Source organism: Aquabacterium sp. (genome assembly GCF_044226965.1).
Classification (GTDB): domain Bacteria; phylum Pseudomonadota; class Gammaproteobacteria; order Burkholderiales; family Burkholderiaceae_C; genus Pseudaquabacterium.
This window is the reverse complement of sequence record NZ_JBGAGA010000003.1, coordinates 125,552-152,454: the sequence shown is the minus strand read 5'-3', so window position 1 is coordinate 152,454 and position 26,903 is coordinate 125,552. Positions and strand designations below refer to the sequence as shown.

25 protein-coding genes are annotated in these 26,903 nt (G+C 69.7%); 12 read left to right on the top strand and 13 right to left on the bottom strand.

The window, feature by feature from the left end; all coding sequences use genetic code 11:
- Window positions 1-40: 40 nt before the first annotated feature.
- A complete protein-coding gene (locus ACILR4_RS02635) occupies window positions 41-1,564 on the top strand; it encodes a S10 family peptidase (protein WP_395699265.1) in 1,524 nt (507 codons plus the stop codon).
- 226 nt (window positions 1,565-1,790) lie between these two features.
- Here ACILR4_RS02635 and ACILR4_RS02630 read toward each other — a convergent pair whose 3' ends face one another.
- Genes ACILR4_RS02630 through ACILR4_RS02600 form a run of 7 tightly spaced genes read right to left on the bottom strand, consistent with a single transcriptional unit; the run spans window position 1,791 to window position 10,028 of the window.
- On the bottom strand, window positions 1,791-2,585 hold the full coding sequence (locus tag ACILR4_RS02630) for an enoyl-CoA hydratase (protein ID WP_395699264.1): 795 nt from the start codon (window positions 2,583-2,585) through the stop codon (window positions 1,791-1,793).
- Window positions 2,582-3,673: a diguanylate cyclase domain-containing protein gene (locus ACILR4_RS02625; protein WP_395699263.1), complete on the bottom strand. Its 1,092-nt coding sequence runs from the start codon at window positions 3,671-3,673 to the stop codon at window positions 2,582-2,584. The genes ACILR4_RS02630 and ACILR4_RS02625 overlap by 4 nt, the downstream gene beginning before the upstream one ends.
- A gap of 28 nt (window positions 3,674-3,701) precedes the next feature.
- Window positions 3,702-4,970, bottom strand: coding sequence for an MFS transporter (locus tag ACILR4_RS02620; RefSeq protein ID WP_395699262.1), 1,269 nt, complete (start codon window positions 4,968-4,970; stop codon window positions 3,702-3,704).
- Complete coding sequence (locus ACILR4_RS02615; protein WP_395699261.1) at window positions 4,967-6,820, bottom strand: ABC transporter ATP-binding protein; 1,854 nt, start codon at window positions 6,818-6,820, stop codon at window positions 4,967-4,969. The genes ACILR4_RS02620 and ACILR4_RS02615 overlap by 4 nt, the downstream gene beginning before the upstream one ends.
- 2 nt (window positions 6,821-6,822) lie before the next feature.
- A complete protein-coding gene (locus ACILR4_RS02610; protein WP_395699260.1) occupies window positions 6,823-8,565 on the bottom strand; it encodes an ABC transporter ATP-binding protein in 1,743 nt (580 codons plus the stop codon).
- Between the two features lie 32 nt (window positions 8,566-8,597).
- Complete coding sequence (locus ACILR4_RS02605) at window positions 8,598-9,356, bottom strand: SDR family NAD(P)-dependent oxidoreductase (RefSeq protein ID WP_395699259.1); 759 nt, start codon at window positions 9,354-9,356, stop codon at window positions 8,598-8,600.
- A 39-nt stretch (window positions 9,357-9,395) separates the two neighbouring features.
- Window positions 9,396-10,028, bottom strand: coding sequence for an RluA family pseudouridine synthase (locus ACILR4_RS02600; protein ID WP_395699258.1), 633 nt, complete (start codon window positions 10,026-10,028; stop codon window positions 9,396-9,398).
- A gap of 121 nt (window positions 10,029-10,149) precedes the next feature.
- Here ACILR4_RS02600 and ACILR4_RS02595 point away from each other — a divergent pair, with 121 nt between their 5' ends.
- The 3 genes from ACILR4_RS02595 to ACILR4_RS02585 all read left to right on the top strand — a co-directional run bounded on the left by ACILR4_RS02595 (window position 10,150) and on the right by ACILR4_RS02585 (window position 12,691).
- The gene (locus ACILR4_RS02595) at window positions 10,150-10,635 is read left to right on the top strand and encodes a Spy/CpxP family protein refolding chaperone (protein WP_395699257.1); all 486 of its coding nucleotides are present in this window, start codon (window positions 10,150-10,152) and stop codon (window positions 10,633-10,635) included.
- 96 nt (window positions 10,636-10,731) lie between these two features.
- The gene (locus ACILR4_RS02590) at window positions 10,732-11,421 is read left to right on the top strand and encodes a response regulator transcription factor (protein ID WP_395699256.1); all 690 of its coding nucleotides are present in this window, start codon (window positions 10,732-10,734) and stop codon (window positions 11,419-11,421) included.
- Complete coding sequence (locus tag ACILR4_RS02585) at window positions 11,414-12,691, top strand: ATP-binding protein (protein ID WP_395699255.1); 1,278 nt, start codon at window positions 11,414-11,416, stop codon at window positions 12,689-12,691. Before ACILR4_RS02590 ends, ACILR4_RS02585 begins: the two co-directional genes overlap by 8 nt.
- On the opposite strand, the gene ACILR4_RS02580 is transcribed toward ACILR4_RS02585, so the two are convergent.
- The gene (locus ACILR4_RS02580) at window positions 12,672-13,484 is read right to left on the bottom strand and encodes a DUF3047 domain-containing protein (RefSeq protein WP_395699254.1); all 813 of its coding nucleotides are present in this window, start codon (window positions 13,482-13,484) and stop codon (window positions 12,672-12,674) included. The genes ACILR4_RS02585 and ACILR4_RS02580 overlap by 20 nt on opposite strands.
- A gap of 160 nt (window positions 13,485-13,644) precedes the next feature.
- On the bottom strand, window positions 13,645-13,896 hold the full coding sequence (locus ACILR4_RS02575) for a hypothetical protein (protein ID WP_395699253.1): 252 nt from the start codon (window positions 13,894-13,896) through the stop codon (window positions 13,645-13,647).
- Window positions 13,897-14,392: 496 nt separating this feature from the next.
- Between ACILR4_RS02575 and rsgA the strand changes: the two genes are divergently transcribed.
- Window positions 14,393-15,484, top strand: a complete 1,092-nt coding sequence (rsgA, locus tag ACILR4_RS02570) for a ribosome small subunit-dependent GTPase A (RefSeq protein ID WP_395699252.1) — start codon at window positions 14,393-14,395, stop codon at window positions 15,482-15,484.
- 54 nt (window positions 15,485-15,538) lie between these two features.
- Window positions 15,539-16,738: a diguanylate cyclase gene (locus ACILR4_RS02565; protein ID WP_395699251.1), complete on the top strand. Its 1,200-nt coding sequence runs from the start codon at window positions 15,539-15,541 to the stop codon at window positions 16,736-16,738.
- On the opposite strand, the gene ACILR4_RS02560 is transcribed toward ACILR4_RS02565, so the two are convergent.
- Window positions 16,732-17,925: a tryptophan--tRNA ligase gene (locus ACILR4_RS02560; RefSeq protein WP_395699250.1), complete on the bottom strand. Its 1,194-nt coding sequence runs from the start codon at window positions 17,923-17,925 to the stop codon at window positions 16,732-16,734. The genes ACILR4_RS02565 and ACILR4_RS02560 overlap by 7 nt on opposite strands.
- Before the next feature lie 71 nt (window positions 17,926-17,996).
- Between ACILR4_RS02560 and purN the strand changes: the two genes are divergently transcribed.
- From purN to ACILR4_RS02545, 3 genes are all read left to right on the top strand, one after another.
- Window positions 17,997-18,626 (top strand): phosphoribosylglycinamide formyltransferase, encoded by a 630-nt coding sequence (purN, locus tag ACILR4_RS02555; protein ID WP_395699249.1) that lies wholly within the window; start codon window positions 17,997-17,999, stop codon window positions 18,624-18,626.
- A gap of 45 nt (window positions 18,627-18,671) precedes the next feature.
- Window positions 18,672-19,934, top strand: coding sequence for an RsmB/NOP family class I SAM-dependent RNA methyltransferase (locus ACILR4_RS02550; RefSeq protein WP_395699248.1), 1,263 nt, complete (start codon window positions 18,672-18,674; stop codon window positions 19,932-19,934).
- Window positions 19,935-20,092: 158 nt separating this feature from the next.
- Window positions 20,093-21,322 carry a fatty acid desaturase gene (locus ACILR4_RS02545; RefSeq protein ID WP_395699247.1) on the top strand — a complete coding sequence of 410 codons (1,230 nt, stop codon included), beginning with the start codon at window positions 20,093-20,095 and terminating at the stop codon, window positions 21,320-21,322.
- A 125-nt stretch (window positions 21,323-21,447) separates the two neighbouring features.
- Here ACILR4_RS02545 and rpmG read toward each other — a convergent pair whose 3' ends face one another.
- The 3 genes from rpmG to trxB form a co-directional block, all read right to left on the bottom strand.
- Window positions 21,448-21,618, bottom strand: a complete 171-nt coding sequence (gene rpmG / locus ACILR4_RS02540) for a 50S ribosomal protein L33 (RefSeq protein ID WP_374256390.1) — start codon at window positions 21,616-21,618, stop codon at window positions 21,448-21,450.
- Between the two features lie 27 nt (window positions 21,619-21,645).
- Window positions 21,646-21,879 (bottom strand): 50S ribosomal protein L28, encoded by a 234-nt coding sequence (gene rpmB, locus ACILR4_RS02535; protein WP_395699246.1) that lies wholly within the window; start codon window positions 21,877-21,879, stop codon window positions 21,646-21,648.
- Window positions 21,880-22,056: 177 nt separating this feature from the next.
- A complete protein-coding gene (gene trxB / locus ACILR4_RS02530) occupies window positions 22,057-23,013 on the bottom strand; it encodes a thioredoxin-disulfide reductase (RefSeq protein ID WP_395699245.1) in 957 nt (318 codons plus the stop codon).
- Between the two features lie 201 nt (window positions 23,014-23,214).
- On the opposite strand from trxB, the gene ACILR4_RS02525 reads away from it, so the two are divergent.
- The 3 genes from ACILR4_RS02525 (at window position 23,215) to lolA (ending at window position 26,902) form a co-directional block, all read left to right on the top strand.
- Window positions 23,215-23,883, top strand: a complete 669-nt coding sequence (locus tag ACILR4_RS02525; protein WP_395699244.1) for a Crp/Fnr family transcriptional regulator — start codon at window positions 23,215-23,217, stop codon at window positions 23,881-23,883.
- A 65-nt stretch (window positions 23,884-23,948) separates the two neighbouring features.
- Entirely contained in the window at window positions 23,949-26,285 is a 2,337-nt protein-coding gene (locus ACILR4_RS02520; RefSeq protein ID WP_395699243.1) for a DNA translocase FtsK, read from the top strand.
- A complete protein-coding gene (gene lolA, locus ACILR4_RS02515; RefSeq protein ID WP_395699242.1) occupies window positions 26,282-26,902 on the top strand; it encodes an outer membrane lipoprotein chaperone LolA in 621 nt (206 codons plus the stop codon). Before ACILR4_RS02520 ends, lolA begins: the two co-directional genes overlap by 4 nt.
- Window position 26,903: the final 1 nt, after the last annotated feature.

Here is a 26,903-nt window from a genome sequence, read left to right as displayed (position 1 = left end):
CGTGCGCCGCTATGCTGCGGCGACTTGACCTGGAGACAAGATGAGCGACAGCCCGAGCAACAGCACCAAGTCCGAATCCGAGACCGACAAGCGCCAGCGCGAGAAGGCCGAGCAGCTGGTCGCCCGCCCCGCGGCGCAGAGCAGCGCCGGGGTGACCCTGGCCAATGGCCGGCGGCTGGACTACACCGCGAAGGCTTCCTTCGTGCCGGTGGCCGCTGGCGGCATCGACGCCCAGCGCGGTGAACTGCAGGCGGCGATCTTCACCCTCTCGTACAGCGTGGCCACGCCGGCAGGGCAGCCGCAGCGGCCGGTGTGCTTCGCGTTCAACGGCGGGCCGGGCTCTTCGTCGGTCTGGCTGCACCTGGGCGCCTTGGGGCCGAAGCGCGTGCCGATCAACGACGACGGCAGCAAGCCGGCGGCGCCTTGGGGGCTGGTCGACAACCCGCTGACCTGGCTCGAGCACTTCGACCTGGTGTTCTTCGACCCGCCGCACACCGGCTACTCGCTGTCGGCCAGCGATGCGGCGCGCAAGACCCTGCTGTCGGTGGATGGCGATGTCGATGCGCTCGCCGAGGCGATGCGCGCCTGGCTGGCCGCCAACGGCCGCTTCGGCGCGCCGCTGTACCTGGCCGGCGAAAGCTACGGCACCACGCGCGGCGCCGCGCTGGCCGACAAGATGCAGAGCCTGGGCCTGGCCTTGAGCGGCGTGATCCTGGTGTCCTGCGCGATGGACCTGCAGAGCCTGGTCTTCGCGCCCCGCAACGACCTGCCGTATGCGCTGTTCCTGCCGGCCTACGCCAATGTCGCGCAGTTCCACGGCCGGCTGAAGGGCCCGCTCGACGCCTCTCCCGAGGCCGCGCGGGCGGCGGCAGAAGCCTTCGTGGCCGAGGACTACCTGGCGGCGCTGCACGCCGGCGCACGGCTGGACGGCGCGGCGCGCACGCGCATCGAGAAGCGCATCGCCGAGCTCACCGGACTGCCCGAGGCCCTGGTGCACGAGAAGAACCTGCGCATCGACGACCAGTGCTTCTTCTTCGAGGCACTGCGCGAGCAGGGCCGCATCGTCGGCCGGCTGGAAGCCCGCGTCACAGGTCCGATGGCGGCCAGCCGCACGCGCGACTGGGAGTTCGATCCCGGCATCGAAGCCCTGAGTGCGCCGTACACCACCGCGGCGCTGGCCTACTACGCGACGCTGGGCATCCCCACCGAGCCGCGCTACGAGGTGCTGTCGCTGGAGGTGAACAAGGGCTGGCAGTGGGGCCGGGGCAGCGCCGAAGGCATGCGCGAGGCGAACGGTTTCACCTCCACCAGCGCCGACCTGGCGCGCGCGATGCGGCGCAACCCGCACCTGAAGGTGTTCGTCGCCAGCGGGCGCTACGACCTGGGCACGCCGTATTCGGCGTCGGACTGGTCGCTGGCGCAGCTGGACGCGCCGGCCGAAGTGCTGGCGCGGCTGACGCACCGCTACTACGACGCCGGCCACATGTTCTACACCCGCATGGCCGACCTGCAGCAGCTCAAGGCCGACCTGGCGGACTGGCTGGGCGACGCGTCGGCGCGATGAGCGTGGAATGTTGCATGCGCCGGAAAGTTCCTGTGGTTTTCTACGGATGCCAGACCGCGCCGACCGGCGTAAGGTGAAGCGGTCGCTGTTCCCGGACCCGATTCTTTCGGCCCAGGCAGCGGCGAAAGCGATGAGGAGCATTTCCCCTGGTGTCCCGTAGCACCAGGGGATCTTTTTTTGACCGCCGGCCGCCTGGCGGCCACCCCCTTGAGCAGGGCGCGTTGTGCTACTGGCTGCGGTTGCGTTCGCGCACGGCTTCGCGGCGCTGCTCGATGGCGCTGGCCTCGATCTCGCTGTTGAAGGCCTTGGCGCGCTGGCGTTCGAGCAGCAGGCCTTCGCCGTAGGCCAGCGCGTAGCCGTCTTCGATGATGGCCTTGTAGTGGCGCAGCATGTGCGGCAGGGTGCCCAGCATGTCGGCGGCGAGTGCGCGGGCCTGCGGCAACAGCGCGTCGGCCGGCACCACGCGGTTCACCAGGCCCCAGGCGGCGGCCTGCTCGGCGCTGATCCAGTTGCCGGTGAACGAGTATTCGCGGGCACGGTAGGGGCCGATCACGCGCGAGAGCTTCTGCGACAGGCCCCAGCCCGGCGCCACGCCGATGCGCGCATGCGTGTCGGCAAAGCGCGCCTGCGGGCTGGCCAGCAGCACGTCGCAGGCCAGCGCCAGCTCGAAGCCGCCGGTCACCGCGGCGCCGTTGATCGCGCCGATGATCGGGCCGTCGAAACGCATCAGCGCCTGCACCGGGTCGCGCGGGCGCTCGGCGCTGCGGGTGCCGAGGCTGCCGTCGCCGGCGCCGATCTCCTTCAGGTCCAGCCCGGCGCAGAACGCGCGGCCGGCGCCGGTGAGGATGATCACGCGCACCGCCGGATCGGCGGCCAGCGCATCCAGCGCGTCCGACAGCGCCGTCATCAGCCCGCGCGACAGTGCGTTCATCGCCTGCGGCCGGTTCAGGGTGAGCACCGCATAGCCGGAGGGGTCGCGCTCGGTCAGCACCAGCGCTTCAGGGGACAGCTCATCGCTCATTGCAGGATCTCGACTCGGTTGCGGCCATTGCGCTTGGCCTGGTACAGCGCGGCATCGGCGTTGTGCACCAGCGCGGCGGCGCCGGCGCCGGCCAGCGGCACGCTGGCGGCCACGCCGATGCTCACGCTCAAGGGGTAGCCGCCTTCGACGACGGCGGAAAAATCGGCCGCGGCCACCGCGCGGCGGATGTGCTCGGCCATCTCCAGCGCGCCGGAGGCACCGGTGCCGGGCAGCACCACCGCGAATTCCTCCCCGCCATAGCGAGCGGCCATGTCGCCGGCGCGGCGCACGTTGTCGCGGATGATGCGGCCCACGCGGGCCAGGAAACCGTCGCCGGTCTGGTGGCCGAACAGGTCGTTCAGCTGCTTGAAGCGGTCGACGTCGATCATCATCAGCCCGAGCGGCGCGCCGTCACGCAGTGCGCGGTACCACTCCTTCTGCAGGGTGGCGTCGAACTGGCGCCGGTTCGGCAGGCTGGTGAGCGCGTCGGTGGAAGCCAGCGCCGAGAGCTCGGCATTGGCCTGGCCCAGCGCTTCCTCGGCGCGCTTGCGCTGGTCGGCGTCGCGCAGGGTCACCAGGTAGTCGCCCAGGCCGTTGCCCGGCGGCAGCGAGGCCACGCGCGCTTCCACCCACATCGTGCTGCCGTCGTGCCGCAGCACGCGGAACAGGTCGGGTCCCTGGCCACGCTGGGCCGACTTCGTGAAATGGCGTGCGATGAACGCGGCGCGGTCCTCCGGCACGAACAGCTCGGCCAGCGTGTGGCCGTTGAGCTCGCGCGGCGCGCAGCCCAGCAGGCGCTCGGTGGCAGGGGAGGCGTAGCACACCGCCAGGTCGGCATCCACCGCGACGATGAGGTCCAGCGAGTGCTCCGCCAGCAGCTTGAAGCGCGTGTCGCTCTCGGCGCCGGAGCGCTGGCTCAGCACGATGCGCCGGCCGTCGCTGAGCGTCAGCTGGCTGGCGCGGGGTGCTGCGGCGGGGCGGTGGTGGCGGTTGCTCACCATGGCGCGGCCCTTCGCGTCGGCCAGGCTGAAGCCCAGGCCGCAGCCCTCCAGCAGCAGCGCCAGCGCTTGGAAATCAGCTTCGTTCAAGCCCCGATCCCCCCGGAATGCGACTGTCTCAGGCGGGCCGGACGAGACGATCGCGCTGCGCGAGGGCAGGGAACAGCCGCATCCACATCAGCACCACCAGCAGGGTGCCGACGCCTCCCGAAACCGTGGATGCTACCGGGCCCAGCCACGCGGCGATAGCACCCGACTCGAATTCGCCCAGCTGGTTGCTCGCGCCGATGAACACCGAGTTCACCGCGCTGACGCGGCCGCGCATCTCGTCCGGCGTTTCCAGCTGCACCAGGGTCTGCCGGATCACGACGCTGACCATGTCGGCGGCGCCCGACAGCGCCAGCGCCGCCAGCGACAGCGGGAACCAGCGCGAGAGACCGAAGGCCACCATCGTCAGGCCGTAGACGCCCACGGCGCCCAGCAACCACGCGCCGGTGCGGCGCTGCACCGGCCAGCGCGCCAGCGCCAGCGACATCGCCAGCGCGCCCACCGCCGGCGCGCCGCGCAGCAGGCCCAGGCCCCAGGGGCCGACCGCGAGGATGTCCTTCGCGAAGATCGGCAGCAGCGCGGTGGCGCCGCCCAGCAGCACCGCGAACAGGTCGAGCGACACCGCGCCCAGCATCACCTGGCGGCGCCAGATGAAGCCCAGGCCCGCGAACAGCGAAGCCAGCGAGGGCGGCTCGCCGCTGCGCTGCGACGGCCGCGGCTTCAGGCCCAGAACCGCTGCCAGCGCCGCAACGAAGCCCAGTGCCGCGATGCCATAGACCATCGGCGCGCCGGCTGCACGCCACTGCACGGCCAGCGCCGGCCGCAGCGCGTACAGCACGCCGCCCAGCGCCGGCCCGCCGATGATGGCGCCCTGCAGTGCGGTGGACGACAGCGCCAGCGCGCGTGGCAGCCGGTCCAGCCCCACCAGCTGCGGCAGCAGCGCCTGCGCCGCCGGCATCTGGAACGCGCGCACGGCGCCCAGCACCATCGACAGCAGCAGCACCCCGTTGCGTCCCAGCACCTGCTGCTGCGACGCGCCCGCCAGCACCAGCGCGACGGCGGCCTGCACCGCCAGCGCCATGGCCAGCACACGCTGGCGGTCGCGGCTGTCGATGGTGTGGCCGGCGGGCAGGGCCAGCAGCAGCGCGGGCAGGAACTGCGCCAGGCCCACCAGGCCCAGGTCCCAGGCGCGGCCGGTCAGCTCGTACATCTGCCAGCCCAGCGCCACCATCGTCATCTGGCCGGACGCGGTGGCCAGCAGGCGCATGCACCAGAAGCGGAAGAAGTCCGGCTGGCGCAGCAGCGCCGCCGGCCGCGCGGTGTCCGGCGCCGCGCTCACGCCTGTTCGCGGCCGCGCGCCGCAGCGTCGGGTTGGTCCGCTGGGTCCGTCTCGTCCGGCTCGTCGGCGTCAAGCGCCTCCAGCTGCTGCAGCTGCACCAGGCGCTGATACAGGCCGCCGGCGATCGCCATCAACGCCGCGTGGTCGCCGCGCTCGGCGATGCGGCCGTGGTTCAGCACGACGATCTCGTCGGCCTCGCGGATCGTCGACAGCCGGTGCGCGATGGCCACCACGGTGACCCGGCCGCGCAGCGCGGCCAGCGCCTGCTGCACCACACCTTCGGTCTCGCTGTCGATGTGCGAGGTGGCTTCGTCGAGGAACAGGATGCGCGGCCGGCCGGCCAGCGCGCGGGCGATCGCGATCAGCTGCTTCTCGCCCACCGACAGCCGTGCGCCGCCTTCGCCCAGTGGCGTGTCGTAGCCCCGCTCGAGCCGGCGGATGAAGCCATCGGCGCGCGCGGCTTGCGCGGCGGCGACGATCTCGTCTTCGCCCAGCCCGCGGCCCATGTCGATGTTCTCGCGCGCACTGGCGGCCAGCAGGAAGGGCTCCTGCGGCACCAGGCCGACGGCGCGGCGGAAGGCTTCGTCGCCGATGCTCGCGATCGGCTGCCCGTCGATCACCAGCGTGCCGGGCGCGGCTTCGTAGAAGCGCAGCAGCAGCGACAGCAGCGTGCTCTTGCCGCTGCCGGTGTGGCCGACGATGCCGACGAAGCTGCCTGCCGCGATCTCCAGGTTCAGCCCGTGCAGCACGGTGCGGCCCGGCAGGTAGCCGAAGTCCAGCCCGCGCACGCTGATCGCGCCTTCGCGTACCGTGCCGGCGCTGGCGGGCTGCGGCGCCTCGGCTTCGTCGAGCAGTGTGTTGACGCGCGCCGCCGCCACCATCGCCTGCTGCAGCTGCGAGAACTGCATCGTGATCTGGATCAGCGGCTCCACCACCCGCGCGATGTAGCTGACGAAGGCATAGAGCACGCCGACTTCCACCGCGCTGATGCTGGCGCCGCCTTCGAGCCGCTGGCCGTAGACCGCGATCACCGCGCCCAGCATCGCGACGTTCAGGAAGTCGAGCGCCGGCCGCAGCAGCCAGGCGTTGGCGCGCAGTTCCTGCCGGCGCGACTGGTAGTGCGCGGCATTGGTGGCATCGAAGCGCGCATTGAACGCCGCCGCCGCGCCGGCGGCCTGGATCACCGGCATGCCGGCAATCGACTCGGCGGCCTGTGCATTGATGTCGCTGCGCAGCGCGCGGCTGCGGGTGACCGCCGGTGCGGAGAGCCGCTGGTACAGCCACACGATGCCGAACACCGCCGGCACCAGCGTCGCGACGATCAGCATCAGCCGCCAGTCCAGCAGCGCCATCGTCAGCAGCATGCCGGCCAGCATGATCACGCTGTCGAGCATCACGAACAGCACCTGCACGTACAGCTGCTTCACGGCCTCGGTGTCGTTGGTGACGCGGCTGACCAGCTGGCCGGTGATGGCGCGGTCGAAGAAGCTCATCGGCAGCCGCAGCACATGGCCGTACACCGCTTCGCGGATGCGCTGCACCGAGCGCATCGCCAGCCCCGCCAGCCGCACCAGCTGGCCGTAGCGCAGCCAGCTCGCCACGCAGCCGGCCAGCAGCGCGCCACCGAGCAGGCCGACGATGGCCGGCAGGTCGGCGTTGCGCGGCAGCAGGTAGCGGTCGATGAAGGCCTTGCCCAGCACCGGGCCGATGGCTTCCAGCCCCGCGGCGGCCGTCAGCCACAGCAGCGCGGTCCACAGCAGGCGCTTCTCGGGCAGCGCGGCGCGCAGCAGCAAGGCCAGCGCGGCGCGGCGCTCGCCGCTCACTTTGGGGGTTTGGGACTCGGGTTGCATCGTCATTCGGCTTCGAGCGAAGCCTCCAGCTGCTGCACCCGCCACTGCGTCGCGTACCAGCCGCCTTGCTCGACCAGCGCGCGGTGCGTGCCCTGCTCGGTGACCTGGCCATGGCGCAGCACCAGCGTCTGGTCGGCATCCACCAGCGTCGACAGCCGGTGGCTGACGATGATCACCGAGCGGCCCTGGCGCGCCTCGCGCAGCGACGCCAGGATGCGCGCCTCGGTCTGCGTGTCCACGGCCGACAGCGCATCGTCCAGCAGCAGCAGCGGTGCGTCGGCCAGCAGCGCGCGGGCAATGGCCACGCGCTGGCGCTGCCCGCCCGAGAGCGTGACGCCGCGCTCGCCCACCGGCGTGTCGTAGCCCTGGGGCAGCTGCAGGATGTCCTCGTGCACGCTGGCCTGCATGGCGGCGCGTTCGACCATCTCGCGCGTGGCGTCCGGCCGCGCCAGTTTGATGTTGTCGGCCACGCTGGCCGAGAACAGGAAGGCCTCCTGCGGTACCCACGCGATGCCGGCGCGCAGCGCGGCCAGCGTGTAGTCGGCCAGCGCCACGTCGCCCCAGCGCAGGCTGCCGCGCTGCGCGGTCCATTGGCGCAGCAGCAGCTTGATCACCGTGCTCTTGCCCGAGCCGGTGGGACCCACCAGCCCCAGCGTGCGGCCGGCCGGCAGGGTGAAAGAAACATCCTTCAGCGCCGGCTGCGCCTGGCCGGGGTAGCTGAAGTGCAGGCCGCGCGCCTCGACCGCACCGGGCAGCACGGTGCCCACGCTGCCGTGGTCGTCGACCACCAGCGGTGCCTCCAGCACCGGCGCCAGCCGGCCCCAGGCGGCGCGGCCGCGCTCGATCAGGGCCAGCACCCAGCCCGCGGCAAACATCGGCCAGATCAGCTGGCCCAGGTACATGCCGAAGCTGGTGAGCTGGCCCACCGTCATCTCGTTGCGCCACACCAGCCAGCCGCCGAAGCCGAGCGAGAGCACGATGGCCGTGGTGAGCGTGAAGCCCACCGCCGGCTCGTAGGTGGCCTCCCAGCGCTGGGCCTGCAGGCTGCTGGCCGCGGCCTCGCCAGCCAGTGCAGCGAAGCGCTGGCTGCTGCGCGCTTCCAGCCCCAGCGCGCGCAAGGTGCGCACGCCGGCCAGGGTTTCCTGCACCTGGTCGTTGAGCCGGCCGAAGGCGGCCAGCGCCTCGCGCGAGGCATCGTGCACATGGCGCGAGATCCACCAGAACGACAGCGCCATCGCCGGGAAGGGCAGCAGCACCACCAGCGCCAGCCGCCAGTCCACGCCCAGCGTCATCGTCGCGACCACCAGCACCAGCGTCAGCGTGCCGTCGAAGCCGGCGAGCATGGCCTCGCCAGCGGCCATCTCCACCGCATCGACATCGTTGGTGGCCAGCGCCATCAGGTCGCCGGTGCGGCGCGTCTGGTAGAAGCGTGGGCCCTGCAGCGCCAGGCGCTGGTACAGCTGGGTGCGCAGCTCCACGCCCATGCGGTAGGCGGCCGAGTACAGCTGCAGCCGCCAGGCCACGCGCAGGCCGTAGATCGCCAGGCCCGCGGCGAGCAGCCAGCCGATCTGCTGCCACAGCGCCGGGCCCTGCAACTGCCGGCCGAGCAGCCCATCGACCAGGTGGCCCACCTGGCGCGGCAGCCACACCGTGAGCAGCGCGATGGCGGCCAGCATCACGCCCGACGCGGCATAGGCGCGCCAGTGGCGAAGCACGAAGCCACCGATCAGGCGGGACAGGCTCATCTACGGACGAAGACGCGGGGTCCGCAGCGAGGTCAGCCGCGCAGGTCGCCCACCGGCTCGTCGCCGAAGCTGGCGGCCTGCAGGCGGGCGAGCAGCTGCTGGGCGCAGGCCTGCGGCGACATCAGCAGGCCCTCGGACTTCAGCTGCATGAAGCGGCCATGGTCCGGGAACTTGGCCGGGTCCATCGCGCGCAGCTCGACCTGCATGTCGGTGTCGATCACGCCGGGCGCCATCGAGACGATGCGGGCGGGGTTCGGCTGCGTGGCCTGCTCCAGCGCGATGGCGCGGCTCAGGTGGTCCATGCCGGCCTTGGCCGCGCAGTAGGCGGTGCTGCCGGCCATCGCCCGCCGGCCCAGCCCGGACGAGATGTTCAGGATGCGGCGACGGCCCGGCCAGTCGGCGGTGCGTTCCAGGAACGCGGCACTCAACAGCAGCGTGGCTTCGAGGCCGACGCGCAGCGCGTTGGACAGCAGCTCGAGCGCGATCTGCTCGACCGGCGCGCCGCCGCCGATCACGCCGGCGTTGTTGATCAGGTTCACGCTGCCGAAGACGGCGGGGTCGAAGGCCGACAGCCATTGCTGCAGGTCGCGCGCCACCGGCAGCGGATCGCCCAGGTCGCGCGGCCATTGCTCGAGTTGCAGGCCGGCCTCGTCGGCCATCGATTGCAGCGCCTCGTTGTGCTGGCGTGCGATGCCGAGCACGACATGGCCGGGCTTCAGCAGCTGCTGCACCAGGGCCGCGCCCACGCCCCGCGACGAGCCGGTGACGATGTACAGGTGTTGGGAAGTCATGCGCCGCAGCATACGTCACACCCAAGCGGCGCGACCCGTTCAGAACGGCGCGGGGCTGTGCAGCAGAAGGGGCATTCCGGTCGCGGGATGGGTGAGTGAGAGACGGCTCGCATGCAGCAGCAGCCGCGGTGCCGCGCCGGCCACCGGATCGGGCGCGTACAGGTTGTCGCCGACGATCGGGTGGCCGATCGCCATCAGGTGCACACGCAGCTGGTGCGAGCGCCCGGTCACGGGTTGCAGGGCCACGTGGGTGCGGTGGCCGCGTACATCGCGTGCCAGCACCTGCCAGCGAGTGAGCGAGGGCTTGCCGATCGCATGATCGACCTTCTGCCGCGGGCGATTCGGCCAGTCGGCGATCAACGGCAGGTCGATCTCGCCGGCCTCGTCGGCGAGCAGGCCCTGCACCACCGCGATGTACTGCTTCTCGACGCGGCGCTCGGCGAATGCGATGCTCAGCGCGCGCTGCATCGCGGCACCGCGCGCCATCAGCAGCAGGCCGGAGGTGGCCATGTCCAGGCGGTGGACGATCAAGGCCTCGGGGTAGTGCGCCTGGACGCGGCTGGCCACGCAGTCGGCATTCGCCGGGCCGCGGCCGGGCACGGCCAGCAGGTCCGCCGGCTTGTCGACGGCGAGCAAGGCGTCGTCGAGGTGGACCAGCGGCGGCAGTGTCACGCGCCGAGGATAGCGGCGAAAAGAAACGATACACGCCGATACCCCGGCGAGACGACGCCCGCGCAGCACCGCGCGACGATGAACGCCATCTTCACTTCCTTCGATGCAAGAGGACTTCATCATGAAACGCTGGATTCGACGTTCGCTGATCGGGCTGCTGGGCGTGGGTGTGCTGTTCGGCGGCCTGGCCGCCTGTGGCCACCAGCGCTACGGCCACGGCGGCTGGAGCAACATGAGCGAGGCCGACGCTGCCAAGCTGCGCGAGCGCCTGATCGACAAGGCCAGCCGCGAACTGCAGCTCGACGAGGCGCAACGCGTGCGGCTGGGCCAGCTGGCCGACACACTGAAGGCGCAGCGCGCCACGCTGATGGCCGGTGGCAACCCGCGCGCCGAAGTGCAGTCGCTGGTGGCCGGCGCGCAGTTCGACCGCGCCAAGGCGCAGGCACTGGTCGACGGGAAGACCGCGGCACTGCGCGACGGCGCGCCGGCGGTGATCACCGCCTTCGGCGACTTCTACGACAGCCTGCGCCCCGAGCAGCAGCAGAAGCTGCGCGACTTCATGGCCCGCGGTCGTGAAGGGCATCACCACGGCTTCTGGCGCGGGTGAGCGCGATGGCCGCCGCCCGCTGGGTGAACCTGCACCCGCTGCGGTTGGTACAGTGACGACGCGGCCAGCGTCCGCCGCTGGCTGTGAGTCTTCCGCATGCACCGCATCCTGCTGATCGACGACGACGAGCACCTGGCGCCGCCGCTGGCCGCTTACTTGCGGCGTTTTGACATCGAGCTCGAATCGGCACTGCGACCCAGCCTCGGGCTGCAGCGCCTGGCCGCGGGCGGCATCGATGCGGTGATCCTCGACGTGATGCTGCCGGAGATGGATGGCTTCGAGGTCTGTCGCCGCATCCGCCGCGACAGCGCGATCCCGGTGCTGATGTTGACGGCGCGTGGCGATGTCACCGACCGCATCGTCGGGCTCGAGCTCGGTGCCGACGACTACCTGCCCAAGCCCTTCGAGCCGCGCGAGCTGGCGGTGCGGCTGCAGACCATCCTGCGTCGCATGCGGCCGGGGCCCGAGGCGGCCCCGACCCACGCGACGCAGCTGCGTTTCGAGGGCTTGCTGATCGACACCGAACGCCGCGAGGTGCGCCGCCAGGGCGTTCCGGTCGAGCTGACCGGCACCGAGTTCGAACTGCTGCTGCTGCTGGCGCGCGAGCCGCACAAGGTGTGGAGCCGCGACGAGATCCTGAACCGGCTGCGTGGCCGCGATGCCGATCTCTACACCCGCGCGGTCGACATCCTGGTCAGCCGGCTGCGCCGCAAGCTGGAGCCGGTGGCCTGCATCAAGACGCTGCGCAATGCGGGCTACACCTTCGCGCTGGGCCGCGATGTCTGAGCCGCACAGCCGGCCGCGGCGCTGGCACAGGCGCTTTCGCCATTCGTTGCGCGGGCGGCTGGTGGCGATGTTCCTGCTGCTCGCGCTGGCCACGACGCTGGTCTTCGTCGGCGGCACGCGAGTGGTGTTCAGCAGCGGCTGGCGCGAGCTGGTCCAACCGCTGTTCCGCGACTATGTCGACCGGCTCGCCGCCGAGATCGGCAGCCCGCCCGACATCGCCCGCGCCCAGGCCCTGACGCAACGCCTGCCGATCGCCGTGCGCATCGAGGGGCCGGTGGTCAACTGGTCTTCGCATGCCCGGCTGGGGGGCGGCCAGGAGGGCTTCATGCAGGCGATGCTCAGCCGCAGCACCGCCGATGGCCATGTGATCCGCTTCGGCCTCGGCGACTGGCATGCGGACCGGCGGCCGCAGGGCGTGGTCTGGCTGATCCTGGTGGCGATGCTGCTGCTGCTGGCGCTGGCCTTTGCTTACGTGCGCCACCTGTTCCGGCCGCTCGACGACATCCGTGCCGGTGCGCAGCGCTATGGCCGCGGCGATTTCTCGCGGCCCATTCCGCTGCGGCGGCACGACGAGCTAGGCGACCTCGCGCTGCAGGTCAACAGCATGGCCAGCGGGCTGCAGCACCTGCTGGAGGGCCAGCGGGCGCTGCTGCTGGCCATCAGCCACGAACTGCGCTCGCCGCTGACGCGCGCGCGCCTGAATGCCGAGCTGGTGGCCGAAGGCGCGTCGCGCGACGCCTTGCTGCGTGACCTCGCGCTGATGCGCGACCTGATCAGCGACCTGCTGGAAAGCGAGCGCCTGGCCGGTGGCCATGCGGTGCTGCAGCGCGAGGACAGCGACCTGCATGGCTTGCTGCGCGAGGTGATCGCGCAGCATTTCGCGGGCCAGCCGATCGCGCTGGCGCTGGACCCGGCGATGCCGAGGCTGGCGCTGGACCGCAGCCGGATGCAGATGCTGGTGCGAAACCTGCTCGACAACGCGCTGCGGCATAACGCTCATCAGGAGCGGCCGGTGGAAATGAGCACGGCTGTCGAAGGCGAGCGCCTGTGCCTGCGCGTGCGCGACTGCGGACCGGGCGTGAGCGAGTCCGACCTGGCCAAGCTCGCGCAGCCCTTCTTCCGCCCTGATGCGGCCCGCACACGGTCCAGCGGCGGCGTGGGACTGGGGCTGTACCTGTGCCGGCTGGTGGCGCAGTCGCACGGCGGCGAACTGCTGTTCCGCAATGCGCAGCCGGGGCTGGAGGTGACGCTCAGCTTGCCGCGAGGCTGATGTCGCCGTACCAGGCGTTGAAGACCTGCTTCGTCGCGTCGCTGTCGGTCAGCACGCCGACGCTGATCAAGGGCCCCGGCGTCTCGCCGAAGGCGCGGCGGAAGTCGGCGACGACATCGCGCTCGTAGTGCAGCCAGTGCCCGCAGCGGTGCGCGCCGCTTTCCGCGGCCAGGTAGCGCACGCGGCTGCTGCGGTGGTTGTGCACCACGGATTCGGCCGCCAGCGCGCCGTCCCAGACGTACATCAGCGTCGCGTAGGGCATGCGGTGGCCGGTGAAGAGCTCGACCTGGTCGGCAATCAGGCGCTCACGCAGCGAGAGCCTGGCCATGTCGCCGTCGAAGGCCAGGATGATGCGGGCCGGCGAGTCGTCGCTCTCGGCCGTTTCGACGCTGATCGGTCCGATCAGACTCCGCGTGCGCCAGCTGAAGCGCAGTCGCGGCTGTGCCAGCGGGTCGATCTGAACCGGGCAGCGCAGACCGCTGGCGGCGCCGGCGGCGTGCGCATGCAGCACGTGGCGCTGCTCGTCTGCGACCACAGAGTACTGGGTGGTGGGCTTGTCGCGCCGCCAGACATAGGGCTCCCAGCCGGCCGGGAGGGCACTGCCGGCCGCGGCGGCCGAGAACGGCGCGACCCGGACAGCCGGTGCAATGACGCCACCCGGCGCATCGTGCGGCCGCGAGGCGCAGCCCGCCAAGCCCAGCGCGCCAAGCCCGAGCAATTGCTGCAGGCCGCGGCGACGGGCGGGGGCCTCGAGCGAACCGGCACCCAGCCGGTCAAGAAACCACGGGGTCATGGGACATCCTTGCCGCAGGCGGCTGACCACCAGCCGGCGCGGAATGGCCGGTCTTGGCGCACAGGATGTTATCGGCCCCGGCGGGCCACGCCTTCAGGGCAATGCCCGAGGCTGCGGCCGATGCGCCACCACCTGGTCGGCGGCAGCGCCGGTCACAGGCTTACGACTGCTGCGAGCGGTAGACCGCGGCGCGCAGGTCGGCGGCAAAGCCAGGATCGGTGGCTTCGATGCTGCGGGCCCAGCTCAGCACTTCCTCGGCCGTCTGCGGGCCACTCTGGGCCTTCTTCAGTTGCCAGGTGTCCATCTTGCGCAGCAGGCCGATCAGCACGGCGGCGCCGTTGGCGAAAAAGCGGGAACCACGCGGAATGGTCGTGCGGGTAGCGCGACCGAAGGTCATGGAAGCGGCAGTCATGGTGTGCTCCGTTCGAAAGAGTTCGAACCCGGTTTGAGTTCGTTGTGCAATGCAGTATAGGGTTATCACCTATACCCGACAAGCTAGCAGTGTCGGGTTAACCCTAGGATCGAGCAGTCCTGCACGCTGGCGGCGGCCGTTCGACGGCGGGTTGACGTCGCTCGACGCGCCGGTCACACTCCCGCCCCTCAACCGACACCGAGCGAAGGAGGCTGCCATGACGGACCTTGTGACCCCCCTCTTCGTCGGCCCGCGCGCGCTGATTGCTGCGTAGCGCTGCGGCCGCCGGGCTTGTTCGCCTGGCGGGCCGCCTCGGGTTCCGGATCCTGCCGGACCTCGGACCCCGGACCCTTTCGGATCTTTCGCTGCGCCGCCGCGGCTGCGCGCATGTCGCCGACCCTGCTGCCTTGTTGCGCCTGCCGCTCGCAGGCGCCTTTCGGGCCTTGCCGTCCTTCCTCGGCGGGCCCTTGCAGACACGGAACGGATCGATCCGAACATGTTGGATTCCCTCGACTTCGAGGCGCTGCACCGCATTGGCCTGGCGGCGCCCTTGCTTCAACAACTGGCATCCCTGGCACCGGATGCCGACACCCGACTGCTGCGGGTGGTGGAGGTGCAGCGCGAGCACCTGCTGCTGCATGACGGGCATGCCGAGCAGCGCGCCCGCAGCGGTCCGGCACTGCTGGACGCCTTGCAGGCCGAGGACGACGGCCTGGCGGTGGGCGATTGGGTGCTGGCCCGGCCCGACGGCCAGGGCGGCTGGTGGATCGTCGAGCGCCTCGCGCCGCTGACCCAGCTGGCCCGTCGCGTCAACGACGGGCGTGGCAGCCCGCGCCGGCAGGTGCTGGTCAGCAATGTCGGCACGGCCGTGCTGGTGATGGGCCTGGACCACGACTTCAACCTGCGGCGGCTGGAGCGCTACCTGGCGCTGGTCCGGCTGGCCGGCGTCGATGCGGTGCTGGTGCTGACCAAGGCCGACACCGTCGACGCCGCCACGCTGGCGCGGCGCAGCGCACAGGCGCGCGAGATCCTGCCGCCCGCGACCTGCCTGCTGGCGCTGGATGGTCGCGCTGCGGCCACGGCGCAGGCGCTGTCGCCCTGGGCACGTGCGGGTCAGACCCTGGTGCTATTGGGCTCCAGCGGCGCCGGCAAGAGCACCCTGACCAACACGCTGACCGGCCTGGCGACCCAGTCCACCGGCGATGTCCGGGCCGACGACAGCCGCGGCCGCCACACCACCACCGTGCGAACGTTGCGCTGCACCGCTGCGGGCGCCTGCGTCATCGACACGCCGGGACTGCGTGCGCTGCGGTTGGACGTCGGCGGGGAAGGCGAGCTCGATGCGGTGTTTGGCGACGTGGCGCACTGGGCGGGCCAGTGCCGATTCCGAGACTGCCGCCACCAGGCCGAGCCCGGCTGCGCGGTGCGCGAGGCCGTGGCGCCGGAGCGTCTGCGCAACTTCCACAAGCTGCAGCGAGAAGCCCGGCGCGACACGATGACCGCGCTGGAGCGACGTGAGCAGGTGGCGGTGTGGAAGGCGCGCGGGCGCAACGCCGCCGTGCGCATGCGGGCCAAGCGCGAGGGATGACGCCGATGGCAGGTCCGCCGGCAACGGCATACTGGCTGGACTACCGCGCCTGCCATGACGCTGCACATCCCCACCCTGATGCTGGCCCTGCTGCTCGGCTTCCTGCTGCTGGCGCTGGAACTCGGCGTCGCGCAGCGGCGCACGACACGCCGGCCCGAACTGCGCATCTGGACCCTGGGCTGCTGGGCACTGCTGGGCGGCTTCATGATGCTCGCTGCCCGGCTGGTGCTACCGCTGTGGCTGTCGGTGCTGGTGGGCAACGCGCTGCTGTGCCTGGGCCTGGCGCTGTATGCCCGCGCGCTGTACCGGATGCTGCTGGAGGCGCCGCCGCCAGCGTGGCTGAACAGTGCGCTGGCCGTGTCGGTCCTGGGCACCGCGCTGATGCTGTCCTGGCCGTTGCACCAGCGCACCGCGGTGCTGTCGCTCTTCAATGTGGTGCTGATCCTGCCGGGCGTCTGGGTGATCGTGCGCCATGGGTGGCGCGCCGAGCGCTCGCTGCGCACCGTGGCGGTGACGCTGGGGCTGGCGGCGCTGGCCTTGACGATTCGCGCGGCCCATGCGTGGACCCACCCCGACGACTACACCGACCTGCTGCAGGCCAGCCTGGGCCAGGGGCTGACCTTCCTGATGGCCTTCATGTGCATGCTCGGTGCGGGGTTCGGCTTCGTGCTGGCCGTGTTCGAGCGCGTGGCGGTGCAGATGGAGCGGTTGGCCACGCACGATGGGCTGACCGGATGCCTCAACCGCAGCACCACCGACACGATGCTGCAGCATGCGCTGGAGCGGGGCCGGCGCGAGCAGCAACCGGTGGCCTTTGTGCTGCTGGACCTTGACCACTTCAAGCAGATCAACGACCTGCACGGCCACCGTGCGGGCGACGAAGTGCTGCGCTGCTTCGCCCGCACGGTGCGCGAGCGGCTGCGTGCGTCAGACGTGTTCGGGCGCACCGGCGGCGAGGAGTTCGGCCTGGTGCTGCCACGCACCGACCTGGCCGGCGCGCGGCGCCTGATGGAGCAGGTGCGGCGCGCGGTCGAGAGCATGCAGGCGCACGATGCGCATGGCCATGCGCTGCGGGTGACCGTGTCGGCGGGCATCGCGGTGGCGGCGCCGGACGCACCGATCGACGGCGACCGCCTCTACGGCCGCGCCGATCGGGCCTTGTACGAAGCCAAGCATGCCGGGCGCAACCGCGTCGAGCACTACGTGCCCGGCGCCGAGTCGGGCTTCTTCACGCTGGAGCGGCAGCCTCAGTAGTTCAGGCCCATCGCCTCGCGCACGTCCTTCATGGTCTGGCGGGCCACGGTGCGGGCGCGCTCGGTGCCCATCTCGACGATCCAGTGCACCTGCTTCGGGTTCGCGAGGTAGGCCTCGGCGCGATCGCGCCAGGGCTGCTGCTCCTTCAGCACGCCGTCGATCACCGGCTGCTTGCAGTCGAGGCAGCCGATGCCGGCGCTGGTGCAGCCCCTGACGACCCAGTCGCGCGTGCTCTCGTCGGAGTACACCTTGTGGAACTGCCACACCGGGCACTTCTCCGGGTTGCCTGGGTCGGTTCGGCGCACCCGTGCCGGATCGGTGGGCATGCGTTCGATCTTCTGGCGCACCTGGGCCGGGTCTTCGCGCATGCCGATGGCATTGCCGTAGCTCTTGCTCATCTTGCTGCCGTCCAGGCCCGGCAGCTTGGTGACCTCGGTGTGCAGGGCCTGCGGCTCGGTCAGGATGCTGCGGCCGGAGCCCTTCAGGTGGCCGAGCAGCAGCTCGGCGTCCTGCTCGGACAGCGCGGCGCGGCGCACCACCGCTTCGCCCTTGGCTTGTGCTTCGGGCGATCCGGTTTCGCCGAAGGCCTTGCGCTGCTTCTCGAAGTAGCGCGCGTCATCCTTGCTCAGCAGGGCCAGCGCGGCGGCCACGCGGGCCTCGAAATCGGCGCTGCGGCCATACAGGTGGTTGAAGCGCCGCGCCACCTCGCGCGTGAGTTCGACGTGCGAGGCCTGGTCTTCGCCGACCGGCACGTAGCTGGCCTTGTAGATCAGGATGTCGGCCGCCTGCAGCAGCGGGTAGCCGAGAAAGCCGTAGGTCGCGAGGTCGCGGTCCTTGAGTTTCTCGATCTGGTCCTTGTAGGTCGGCACGCGCTCCAGCCAGCCCAGCGGCGTGCCCATCGCCAGCAGCGTGAACAGCTCGGCATGCTCCGGCAGGCGGCTCTGGATGAAGATGGTCGACTTCTCGGGGTCCAGGCCGGCGGCGATCCAGTCGATCACCATGTCGTAGACGTAGCGCTCCATCACGTCGCGCTCTTCGTAGTGCGTGGTCAGCGCATGCCAGTCGGCGACGAAGTAGAAGCAGTCGTAGTCCTGCTGCAGCTTGACCCAGTTCTTCAAGGCGCCGTGGTAGTGGCCAAGGTGCAGCGCGCCGGTGGGGCGCATGCCGGAAAGTACGCGGGGTCGCATGGCGTGAGGCTTCGACTCGAGGAAAGACGCGATTCTCGCAGACCGTACACTCGTCGACCTTTGCCCAGACCATGAAGCGCATCGTCATCCTGATCTCTGGACGCGGCTCCAACATGGAAGCCATCGTGCAGCGCTGTGCGGCCGAGGGTTGGGCGGCTCGGGTGGCGGCGGTCATCGCCAACCGGCCTGACGCCAAGGGCTTGGCCTACGCAGCGGCCCAGGGCATCGCGACCGCCGTGGTCGACCATCGGGCGCATCCGTCGCGCGAGGCCTTCGATGCCGCGCTGGCGCAGGCGATCGACGGCTTCGCGCCCGACCTGGTGCTGCTGGCCGGATTCATGCGCATCCTGGGCGAGCCTTTCGTGCGGCACTACGAAGCGCGGCTGCTGAACATCCACCCCTCGCTGCTGCCGGCCTTTCCGGGCCTGCACACCCACCGCCAGGCGATCGAGGCGGGCTGCAAGCTGGCGGGCGCGACGGTTCATTTCGTGACACCGCAGCTCGATCATGGGCCGATCGTGATGCAGGCGGCGGTGCCGGTGCTGCCGCAGGACGATGAACACGCGCTGGCGGCGCGCGTGCTGGCCGCCGAGCATGTGATCTATCCGCAATCGGTGCGCTGGTTTGTCGAGGGTGCGCTGCGCGTGACGCAGGGCCGCGTGATCCAGCGCGATGGCCTGTCGCAGCTGCTGATCGGTTGAGCAGCGATCCCCACGGCCCGGCCGGGCGACGCGGATAATCCGCCGATGCACCCCTCCGCCCTGCTGGACCTGTGCACCGAGCTGCTGAAGTCGGTGCTGAAACTCGACATGCCGGCCGACGCGCTTGTCTCGGCCTTCTTTCGCAAGCACCGGGCCCTGGGCGCCCGCGAGCGCCACACGCTGGCCGAGACCACCTACCAGGTGCTGCGCCGGCGCAGCCTGCTGCAGCATCTGGCGCAAAGCGGCAGCGGTGCGCTGGAGCGCCGGCTCGCGATCCTGGCCTGGCAGGGCAACGACGCGGCACTGCGCGGCGCGCTGGGCCCGCACGAGTTGCAGTGGCGCAGCCAGGTGCAATCGGTCGATCCGGCAAGCTTCTCCGACAAGCTGCGGCACAACCTGCCGGATTGGCTGGCCGGCCCGCTGCGTACCGAATTGGGCGAGGCCGAGTTCTGGGCCTTGATCTCGGCGCTGGAGCAGCCGGCACCGCTGGACCTGCGCGTCAACACGATGAAGGGCCGGCGCGAGGACCTGCAGCGGATGCTGAACGAAGCCGGCATCGAGGCCGCGCCGACGCCGTACTCGCCTTGGGGCCTGCGCGTGCACGGCAAGCCGGCGCTGAACAAGCTGGAGGCCTACCTGCATGGCGCGATCGAGGTGCAGGACGAAGGCAGCCAGTTGCTGGCCTTGCTGACCGATGCCAAGCGTGGCGAGATGGTGGTCGACTTCTGCGCCGGCGCCGGCGGCAAGACGCTGGCGCTGGGCGCGTCCATGCGCAGCACCGGGCGGCTTTATGCCTTCGACGTGTCCGGCCACCGCCTGGAGGCATTGAAGCCGCGGCTCCGCCGCAGCGGGCTCTCCAACGTGCACCCGGCGCAGATCGCCCATGAACGCGATGATCGCGTCAAGCGCCTGGCCGGCAAGATCGATCGGGTACTGGTCGACGCGCCCTGCTCGGGCCTGGGCACCCTGCGCCGGAACCCGGACCTGAAGTGGCGGCAGTCGCCGCAGGCGGTGACCGAGTTGCAGGCCAAACAGCGGGCCATCCTGGCGAGTGCGGCGCGGCTGGTGAAGCCGGGTGGCCGTCTGGTGTACGCCACCTGCAGCCTGCTGCGCGCGGAGAACGAGGACGTCGCAGCCGAATTCGGCGCGGCGCACCCGGACTTCGTGCCGCTACCGGCGGCGGAGCTGTTGGCGCAGGCGCACGTCGATCGCGCCGAAACGCTGGTGAACGCCCAGGGCCAGCTGCGCCTTTGGCCGCATCGCCATGCCACCGATGGCTTCTTTGCCGCGGCCTGGCAACGGCGCTGAGTGCGTCCGTCGGCTTGCGAAAGTGCAAGTCAGACCCACATGACCGGTGGAATCGCGGTTTGGGCGGCATTCGGTAGGCAGTTTCCACAGCTGCCGGGCGGAGGCTCGCCCCTACAATGCCGCATCCGCCAGTCCGGCTGCGGTATGAAAGAGGCAAGATGAGTGTGATGACGACGTTGTGGGATGCACTGACGACCTGGTTGGCCAGTGGGCTGTGGTCGAGTGCGCATTGGTGGCAGATCGTGCTGTTCACCTTGGCAACGACCCACATCACGATCGCGGCGGTGACGATCTTCCTGCACCGCGCGCAGGCGCATCGGGCGCTGGACCTGCACGCGATTCCCTCGCACTTCTTCCGGCTCTGGCTGTGGCTGACCACCGGCATGGTCACGAAGGAGTGGGTCGCCATCCATCGCAAGCACCACGCGAAGTGCGAGACGGTCGACGACCCGCACAGCCCGGTCACCAAGGGCATCAAGACCGTGTTGCTGACCGGCAGCGAGCTGTACCGCAGCGAGGCCAAGAACCAGGAAACCCTGCGCAAGTTCGGCCACAACACGCCGGACGACTGGCTCGAGCGCAACCTGTATTCGCGCTACAGCTGGCAAGGCGTGGGGCTGTTGCTGATCCTGGATCTGGCACTCTTCGGCGCCATCGGTGCCACCGTGTGGGCGGTTCAGATGCTGTGGATTCCGATCACGGCCGCGGGCATCATCAATGGCATCGGCCACTACTGGGGCTACCGCAACTTCGAGGCGGCGGATGCCTCCACCAATGTGCTGCCCTGGGGCATCATCATCGGCGGGGAAGAGCTGCACAACAACCACCACACCTATCCGACCTCGGCCAAGCTGTCGGTCAAGCCCTTCGAGTTCGACATTGCCTGGGGCTATATCCGCGCGCTGGAGTTGATGGGTCTGGCCAAGGTGCGCAAGACCGCGCCACAGCTGCAACTGGGGCCCATCAAGCCCCAGGCCGATGCCAAGACGCTGGAGGCGATCATCGCCAATCGCTACGAGGTGATGGCCAAGTACGCCCAGGACCTGCGTGCGGCTTGCGGCAGCGAACTGCGGCATCTGAAGGAGCAGGGCGCCAAGAACTCCGCCCGCTGGGCCGATCTGCGTCTGGCCAAGCGCTGGCTGCACCGCGATGACGAGAAGATCCCGAGCGACGTGCGGGCCCAGCTTGTCAGCGCGCTGAATGACAGCCCGAAGCTGGCGAAGCTGGTGGCCATGCGCGAAGAGCTGCGCCAGCTGTGGACGCGCACGAATGTTTCGGCTGAACAGCTGGTGGCCGATCTGCAGGCCTGGTGCAAGAAGGCGGAGGCCAGCGGCATCGCCTCGCTGGAAGAGTTCTCGATGAAGCTGCGGGCCGTGCGGCCGCGCTGACGCGCGAGCTGATGCCTGGTCTGCGTTCAGGCAGCAAGAAAGCCAGGCAGCAAAAAGCCCGCATCAAGCGGGCTCTTTGCATTCTGGGGTGAAACCCTGTCCGGGCCGAAACCCGGGGCGAGGCATCACTTCAGCTTGATTTCCTTGTACAGCACGTGCTTGCGCGCCTTCGGATCGAACTTCATGAATTCGAGCTTTTCGGGCGTGGTCTTCTTGTTCTTGGCCGTGGTGTAGAAGTGGCCGGTCCCCGCGGTGGATTCCAGCTTGATCTTTTCGCGTCCGCCTTTGGCTGCCATGGTCTGCTCCTGATGGTCTGCGGGGGATTACAGCGCGTTCTTCGCGCGCAGGTCAGCGACCACCTGGTCGATGCCCACCTTGTCGATCAGGCGCAGCGCAGCGCTGGTGACGCGCAGGCGGACCCAGCGATTTTCGCTCTCGACCCAGAACCGGCGGTACTGCAGGTTGGGCAACCAGCGGCGCTTGGTCTTGTTGTTGGCGTGGGAGACATTGTTTCCCACCATCGGGCGCTTACCCGTGACTTGACAGACGCGTGCCATGACGCTTCTCCAGACTCTTGACTGTTGCAGGCACGGCAGCCAGAGCAGGGGGCTGGTTCGGATGATCCGCCGCCTGATGGCTGCCCTTCGAAGTTTCAACAGGCCCGGCTGTAAGAGCCGGTGCCAGCTTTCGGCAAAGACCGCGATTATAGCCAGAACTTTTTCCGAGCCGGGGGTTTACGCCTGCTGCTCGAGGAAGCGCTGTGCGTCCAGTGCGGCCATGCAGCCGGTGCCGGCCGAGGTGATGGCCTGCCGGTAGACATGATCCTGCACGTCACCAGCAGCGAAGACACCGGGCACGCTGGTCATCGTCGCAAAGCCGTTGAGGCCCGAACGCGTGACGATGTAGCCGTCCTTCATTTCCAGCTGACCCTTGAAGATCTCGGTGTTCGGCTGGTGGCCGATGGCGATGAAGCAGCCCTTGACGCTCAGGTCGCGCGTGGCGCCTGTCTGTGCATGCTTGAGTCGGATGCCCGTGACGCCACTGGCGTCGCCCAGCACCTCGTCCAGCGTCTCGAACAGCTCGAGCACCATCTTGCCGGCCGCCACCTTCTCGTGCAGCTTGTCGATGAGGATCGCCTCGGCGCGGAACTTGTCGCGCCGATGCACCAGATGCACCTTGGCGGCGATATTCGACAGGTACAGCGCTTCCTCGACCGCGGTGTTGCCGCCGCCGACCACCGCCACGGTCTCGTTGCGGTAGAAGAAACCGTCGCAGGTGGCGCAGCCACTGACGCCGCGGCCCATGAACGACTGCTCGGACGGCAGGCCCAGGTACTTGGCACTGGCGCCGGTGGCAATGACCAGTGCATCGCAGGTGTATTCGCCACTGTCGCCCTTGAGCCGGAACGGCCGCTTCGACAGATCGACCTCGTTGATGTGGTCGAACACCATCTGTGTCTGGAAGCGCTCGGCATGCTGCTGGAAGCGCTGCATCAACTCCGGTCCCTGGACGCCCATCACATCGGCTGGCCAGTTGTCGACTTCCGTCGTGGTCATCAGCTGGCCACCCTGGGCGATGCCGGTCACCAGCACCGGCTTCAGGTTGGCGCGGGCAGCGTAGATGGCAGCGGTGTAGCCGGCAGGGCCGGAACCGAGGATCAGGACCTGGGCATGCAGGGGCGTGGTGCTCATGGTGGGGTGCAGGTGGGCGCGGCACGCAATGTCGCGCCGCAGTGACGGGAGATTGTCACATGGGGGTCGTTGGGTATACCGGCAACCCTGTCAATCGGCACAATAGAGAAATTGATCAGAAATGCGGCATCTTGCCCGCAGGGCGCCAGGCGGGCCGGCTGGTGCCAGACATAAACAGGCTGAAGTAAAGGGGATCCCACGATGTCGATGCTGACGAATCTCGACCTGATTCGCCGTGTACCGCTGTTCTCGATGCTCACCAACGAGCAGGCCCAGTCGATTGCCGACAGCGTGGTCAAGCGCCGCTTCCGCCGTGGCGAGCTGGTGGTGGAGCAGGGGCGCAAGAGCAATGCGCTGTTCATCCTGCTCAATGGCCGCGCCCGCGTGCTGACGTCTGATTCACGCGGCCGCGAGGTCATCCTGGCGGTGCTGGAATCGGGCGACTACGTTGGCGAGATGAGCCTGATCGACAACGAGGCGCATTCGGCCACCGTGCGCTGCGAGATCCAGACCGACATGCTGATCCTGGGTCGCGCCGAATTTGCGCGCTGCCTGCCCGAGAACTCCACGCTGTCCTATGCCATCCTGCGCGGCCTGGTGCGTCGGCTGCGCCATGCCGACCGGCAGATCGAGTCGCTGGCGCTGCTCGACGTCTACGGCCGCGTCGCGCGCACGCTGCTCGAGATGGCCGAGGACGTCAACGGCGTCAAGCTGATCCGCGGCAAGGTCTCGCGGCAGGACATGGCCAAGGTCGTCGGCGCCTCGCGCGAGATGGTCAGCCGGGTGATGAAGGACCTCGAAGAGCGGGGCGTCATCGAGACGCAGGAAAACGGCTCGGTGATCATCAAGGAGCGCAGTCAGCCCGAATGAGCGGGCCCTGAGCGACTCCCGGGCATGACGCCGCAGCGCAGCGGCCATGCCCCACAATCGTCGGCATGACGTTTCCCCTCGGATCTCTCGGTGCGGACGGCGCGGCCGGCATGGCTGCCCGGCGCCGCGCTGGCGTGGCCGCCGGCGGCGGCTGGCGCTGGCCGCGTCAGGTGGTGCTGGCGGCGGCCGCAGTGCTTTGGCTGCTGGCCTTGCTGGCGCTGGCGACCCACAACGCCGCAGACCCTGGCTTCTCCACATCGGGCACGGGTGCGCCGCTGGCCAATCGCGCCGGGCTGCTGGGCGCGTGGGGATCCGACCTGTTGCTGTTCGCTTTCGGCTACTCGACCTGGTGGCTGATGCTGGTGGCATTGCGGGCCTGGCTGTCGTCCCTGGCGCACGCGCTGCGCGGCACCCCGCCCGACGCCGACCTGCCGCCGCGCTGGGTGTTCTGGCTGGGCCTCATGCTGCTGATGGCGGCCAGTTGCACGCTGGAATGGACGCGGCTGTACCGCTTCGACGCCGGCTTGCCGGGCGGCGAGGCGGGCGGTGTGCTGGGCCATGTGCTCGGCACCTTGTCGATGAAGTGGCTGGGTTTCGCCGGGTCTGGCGTGCTGTGGATCGCGGGCCTGGTGCTGGGCCTGTCGCTTTCGCTGCGTTTCTCGTGGGCACGCTCGGCCGAGGCGCTGGGCGCCTGGATCGAAGGCTTCGGTCAGCGTCGCAGTGCGGCGCGCGAGCGGCTGGAGGACGAGCGCATCGGTGAACGCGCCATGCGCGAGCGCGAGCAGGTGGTCGAGGTCGAGCGCGAGGTGGTCGAGGACCATGCGCCCATCGTGATCGAGCCGCCGGTGATGGAGGTGCCCAAGTCCACCCGCGTCGCGAAGGAGCGGCAGAAGCCGCTGTTCGTCGAGTTGAGCGACACCAAGCTGCCCCAGGTGGATCTGCTCGATGCCGCGCCAGGCCGCATCGAGACCGTGACGCCCGAGTCGCTGGAGATGACCTCGCGGCTGATCGAGAAGAAGCTCAAGGACTTCGGCGTCGAGGTGCGCGTGGTCGCGGCCTCGCCCGGCCCGGTGATCACGCGCTACGAGATCGAGCCGGCCACGGGCGTGAAGGGCGCGCAGGTGGTGAACCTGGCCAAGGACCTGGCACGCTCGCTGTCGCTGGTGTCGATCCGCGTCGTCGAGACGATTCCGGGCAAGACGACGATGGCGCTGGAACTGCCGAACGCCAAGCGGCAGATGATCCGGCTGGCCGAGATCCTCGGCTCGCAGGTGTATGCCGATGCCGCGTCGCAGCTGACGATGGGCCTGGGCAAGGACATCATCGGCGCACCGGTGGTGGCCGATCTCGCGAAGATGCCGCATTGCCTGGTGGCCGGTACCACGGGTTCGGGCAAGTCGGTGGGCATCAACGCGATGATCCTGAGCCTGCTCTACAAGGCCGAGGCGCGCGACGTGCGCCTGATCCTGATCGATCCGAAGATGCTCGAGATGAGCGTCTACGAAGGCATTCCGCACCTGCTGTGCCCCGTCGTCACCGACATGAAGCAGGCCGCCAACGCGCTGAACTGGTGTGTCGGCGAGATGGAGCGCCGCTACAAGCTGATGAGCAAGCTGGGCGTGCGCAACCTGGCGGGCTACAACAAGAAGATTGCCGATGCGGCCGAGAAGGGCGAGAAACTGCCGAACCCGTTCAGCCTGACGCCCGAGGCACCCGAACCGCTCGACCGGCTTCCGTTCATCGTCGTCGTGATCGACGAACTGGCCGATCTGATGATGGTGGTGGGCAAGAAGATCGAGGAGCTGATCGCACGGCTGGCGCAGAAGGCGCGTGCCGCCGGCATCCACCTGGTGCTGGCCACGCAGCGGCCCAGCGTCGACGTGATCACCGGCCTGATCAAGGCCAACATCCCGACGCGCCTGAGCTTCCAGGTCTCGAGCAAGATCGACAGCCGCACGATCCTCGACCAGATGGGCGCCGAGGCGCTGCTGGGCCAGGGCGACATGCTCTACCTCACGCCCGGGGGCGGCATCCCGGTGCGGGTGCACGGTGCCTTCGTGTCGGACGACGAGGTGCACCGCGTCGTCGAGTACCTGAAGTCGCAGGGCGAGCCGAACTACATCGAGGGCATCCTCGAGGGCGGCACGCTGGATGGCGATGCGGAAGGGGGCGCGCCGGGGGGCGGCGGCAGCGGCGATGGCGAGGCCGACCCGATGTACGACCAGGCCGTGGCCATCGTGCTGCAGCACAAGAAAGCCTCGATCTCGCTGGTGCAGCGGCACCTGCGCATTGGTTACAACCGCGCGGCGCGATTGCTGGAACAAATGGAGAAGTCCGGCCTCGTATCGGCCATGGCCGCCAACGGCAATCGCGACCTGCTGGTGCCGCGACGCGACGAATGAAGCGACTCCCGATCGCCGCCCTGCTGATGGCGGCAACCCTCTCGGCGCGGGCCGATGCGGTGGACACGCTGCGCGAGTTCGCGCGCGAGGTGAAGACCGGCCGCGCTGGCTTCACGCAGACCGTTACCTCGCCCGACGGCGCGAAGAAGAAGGTGTCGAACGGCAGCTTCGAGTTCGCGCGGCCCGAGCGTTTCCGCTTCAGCTACGCCAAACCCTTCGAGCAGACCATCGTGTCCGATGGCCGCAAGGTCTGGCTGCACGACGTGGACCTGAATCAGGTGTCCGTGCGCTCGGCGACCCAGGCCTTGGGCGCGACGCCGGCGGCATTGCTGGCGGGCAGCGAGATCGACAAGGATTTCGAGTTGAGCGCGCAGCCCGCGCGCGACGGGCTCGACTGGGTGCAGGCCACGCCCCGCAAGCAGCAGGCAGCGGGCGACAGCACCGTCAAGCAGGTGCTGATCGGCTTTCGCGGCAAGACGCTCGCCGCGCTGGAGATCGTCGATGCCTTCGGCACCCGCTCGGTGCTGCAGTTCAAGGACGTGGTCGTCAACCCGAAGCTTGCCGACGACGCGTTCAAGTTCACGCCGCCCAAGGGGGCGGACGTGATCGAGCAGTAGC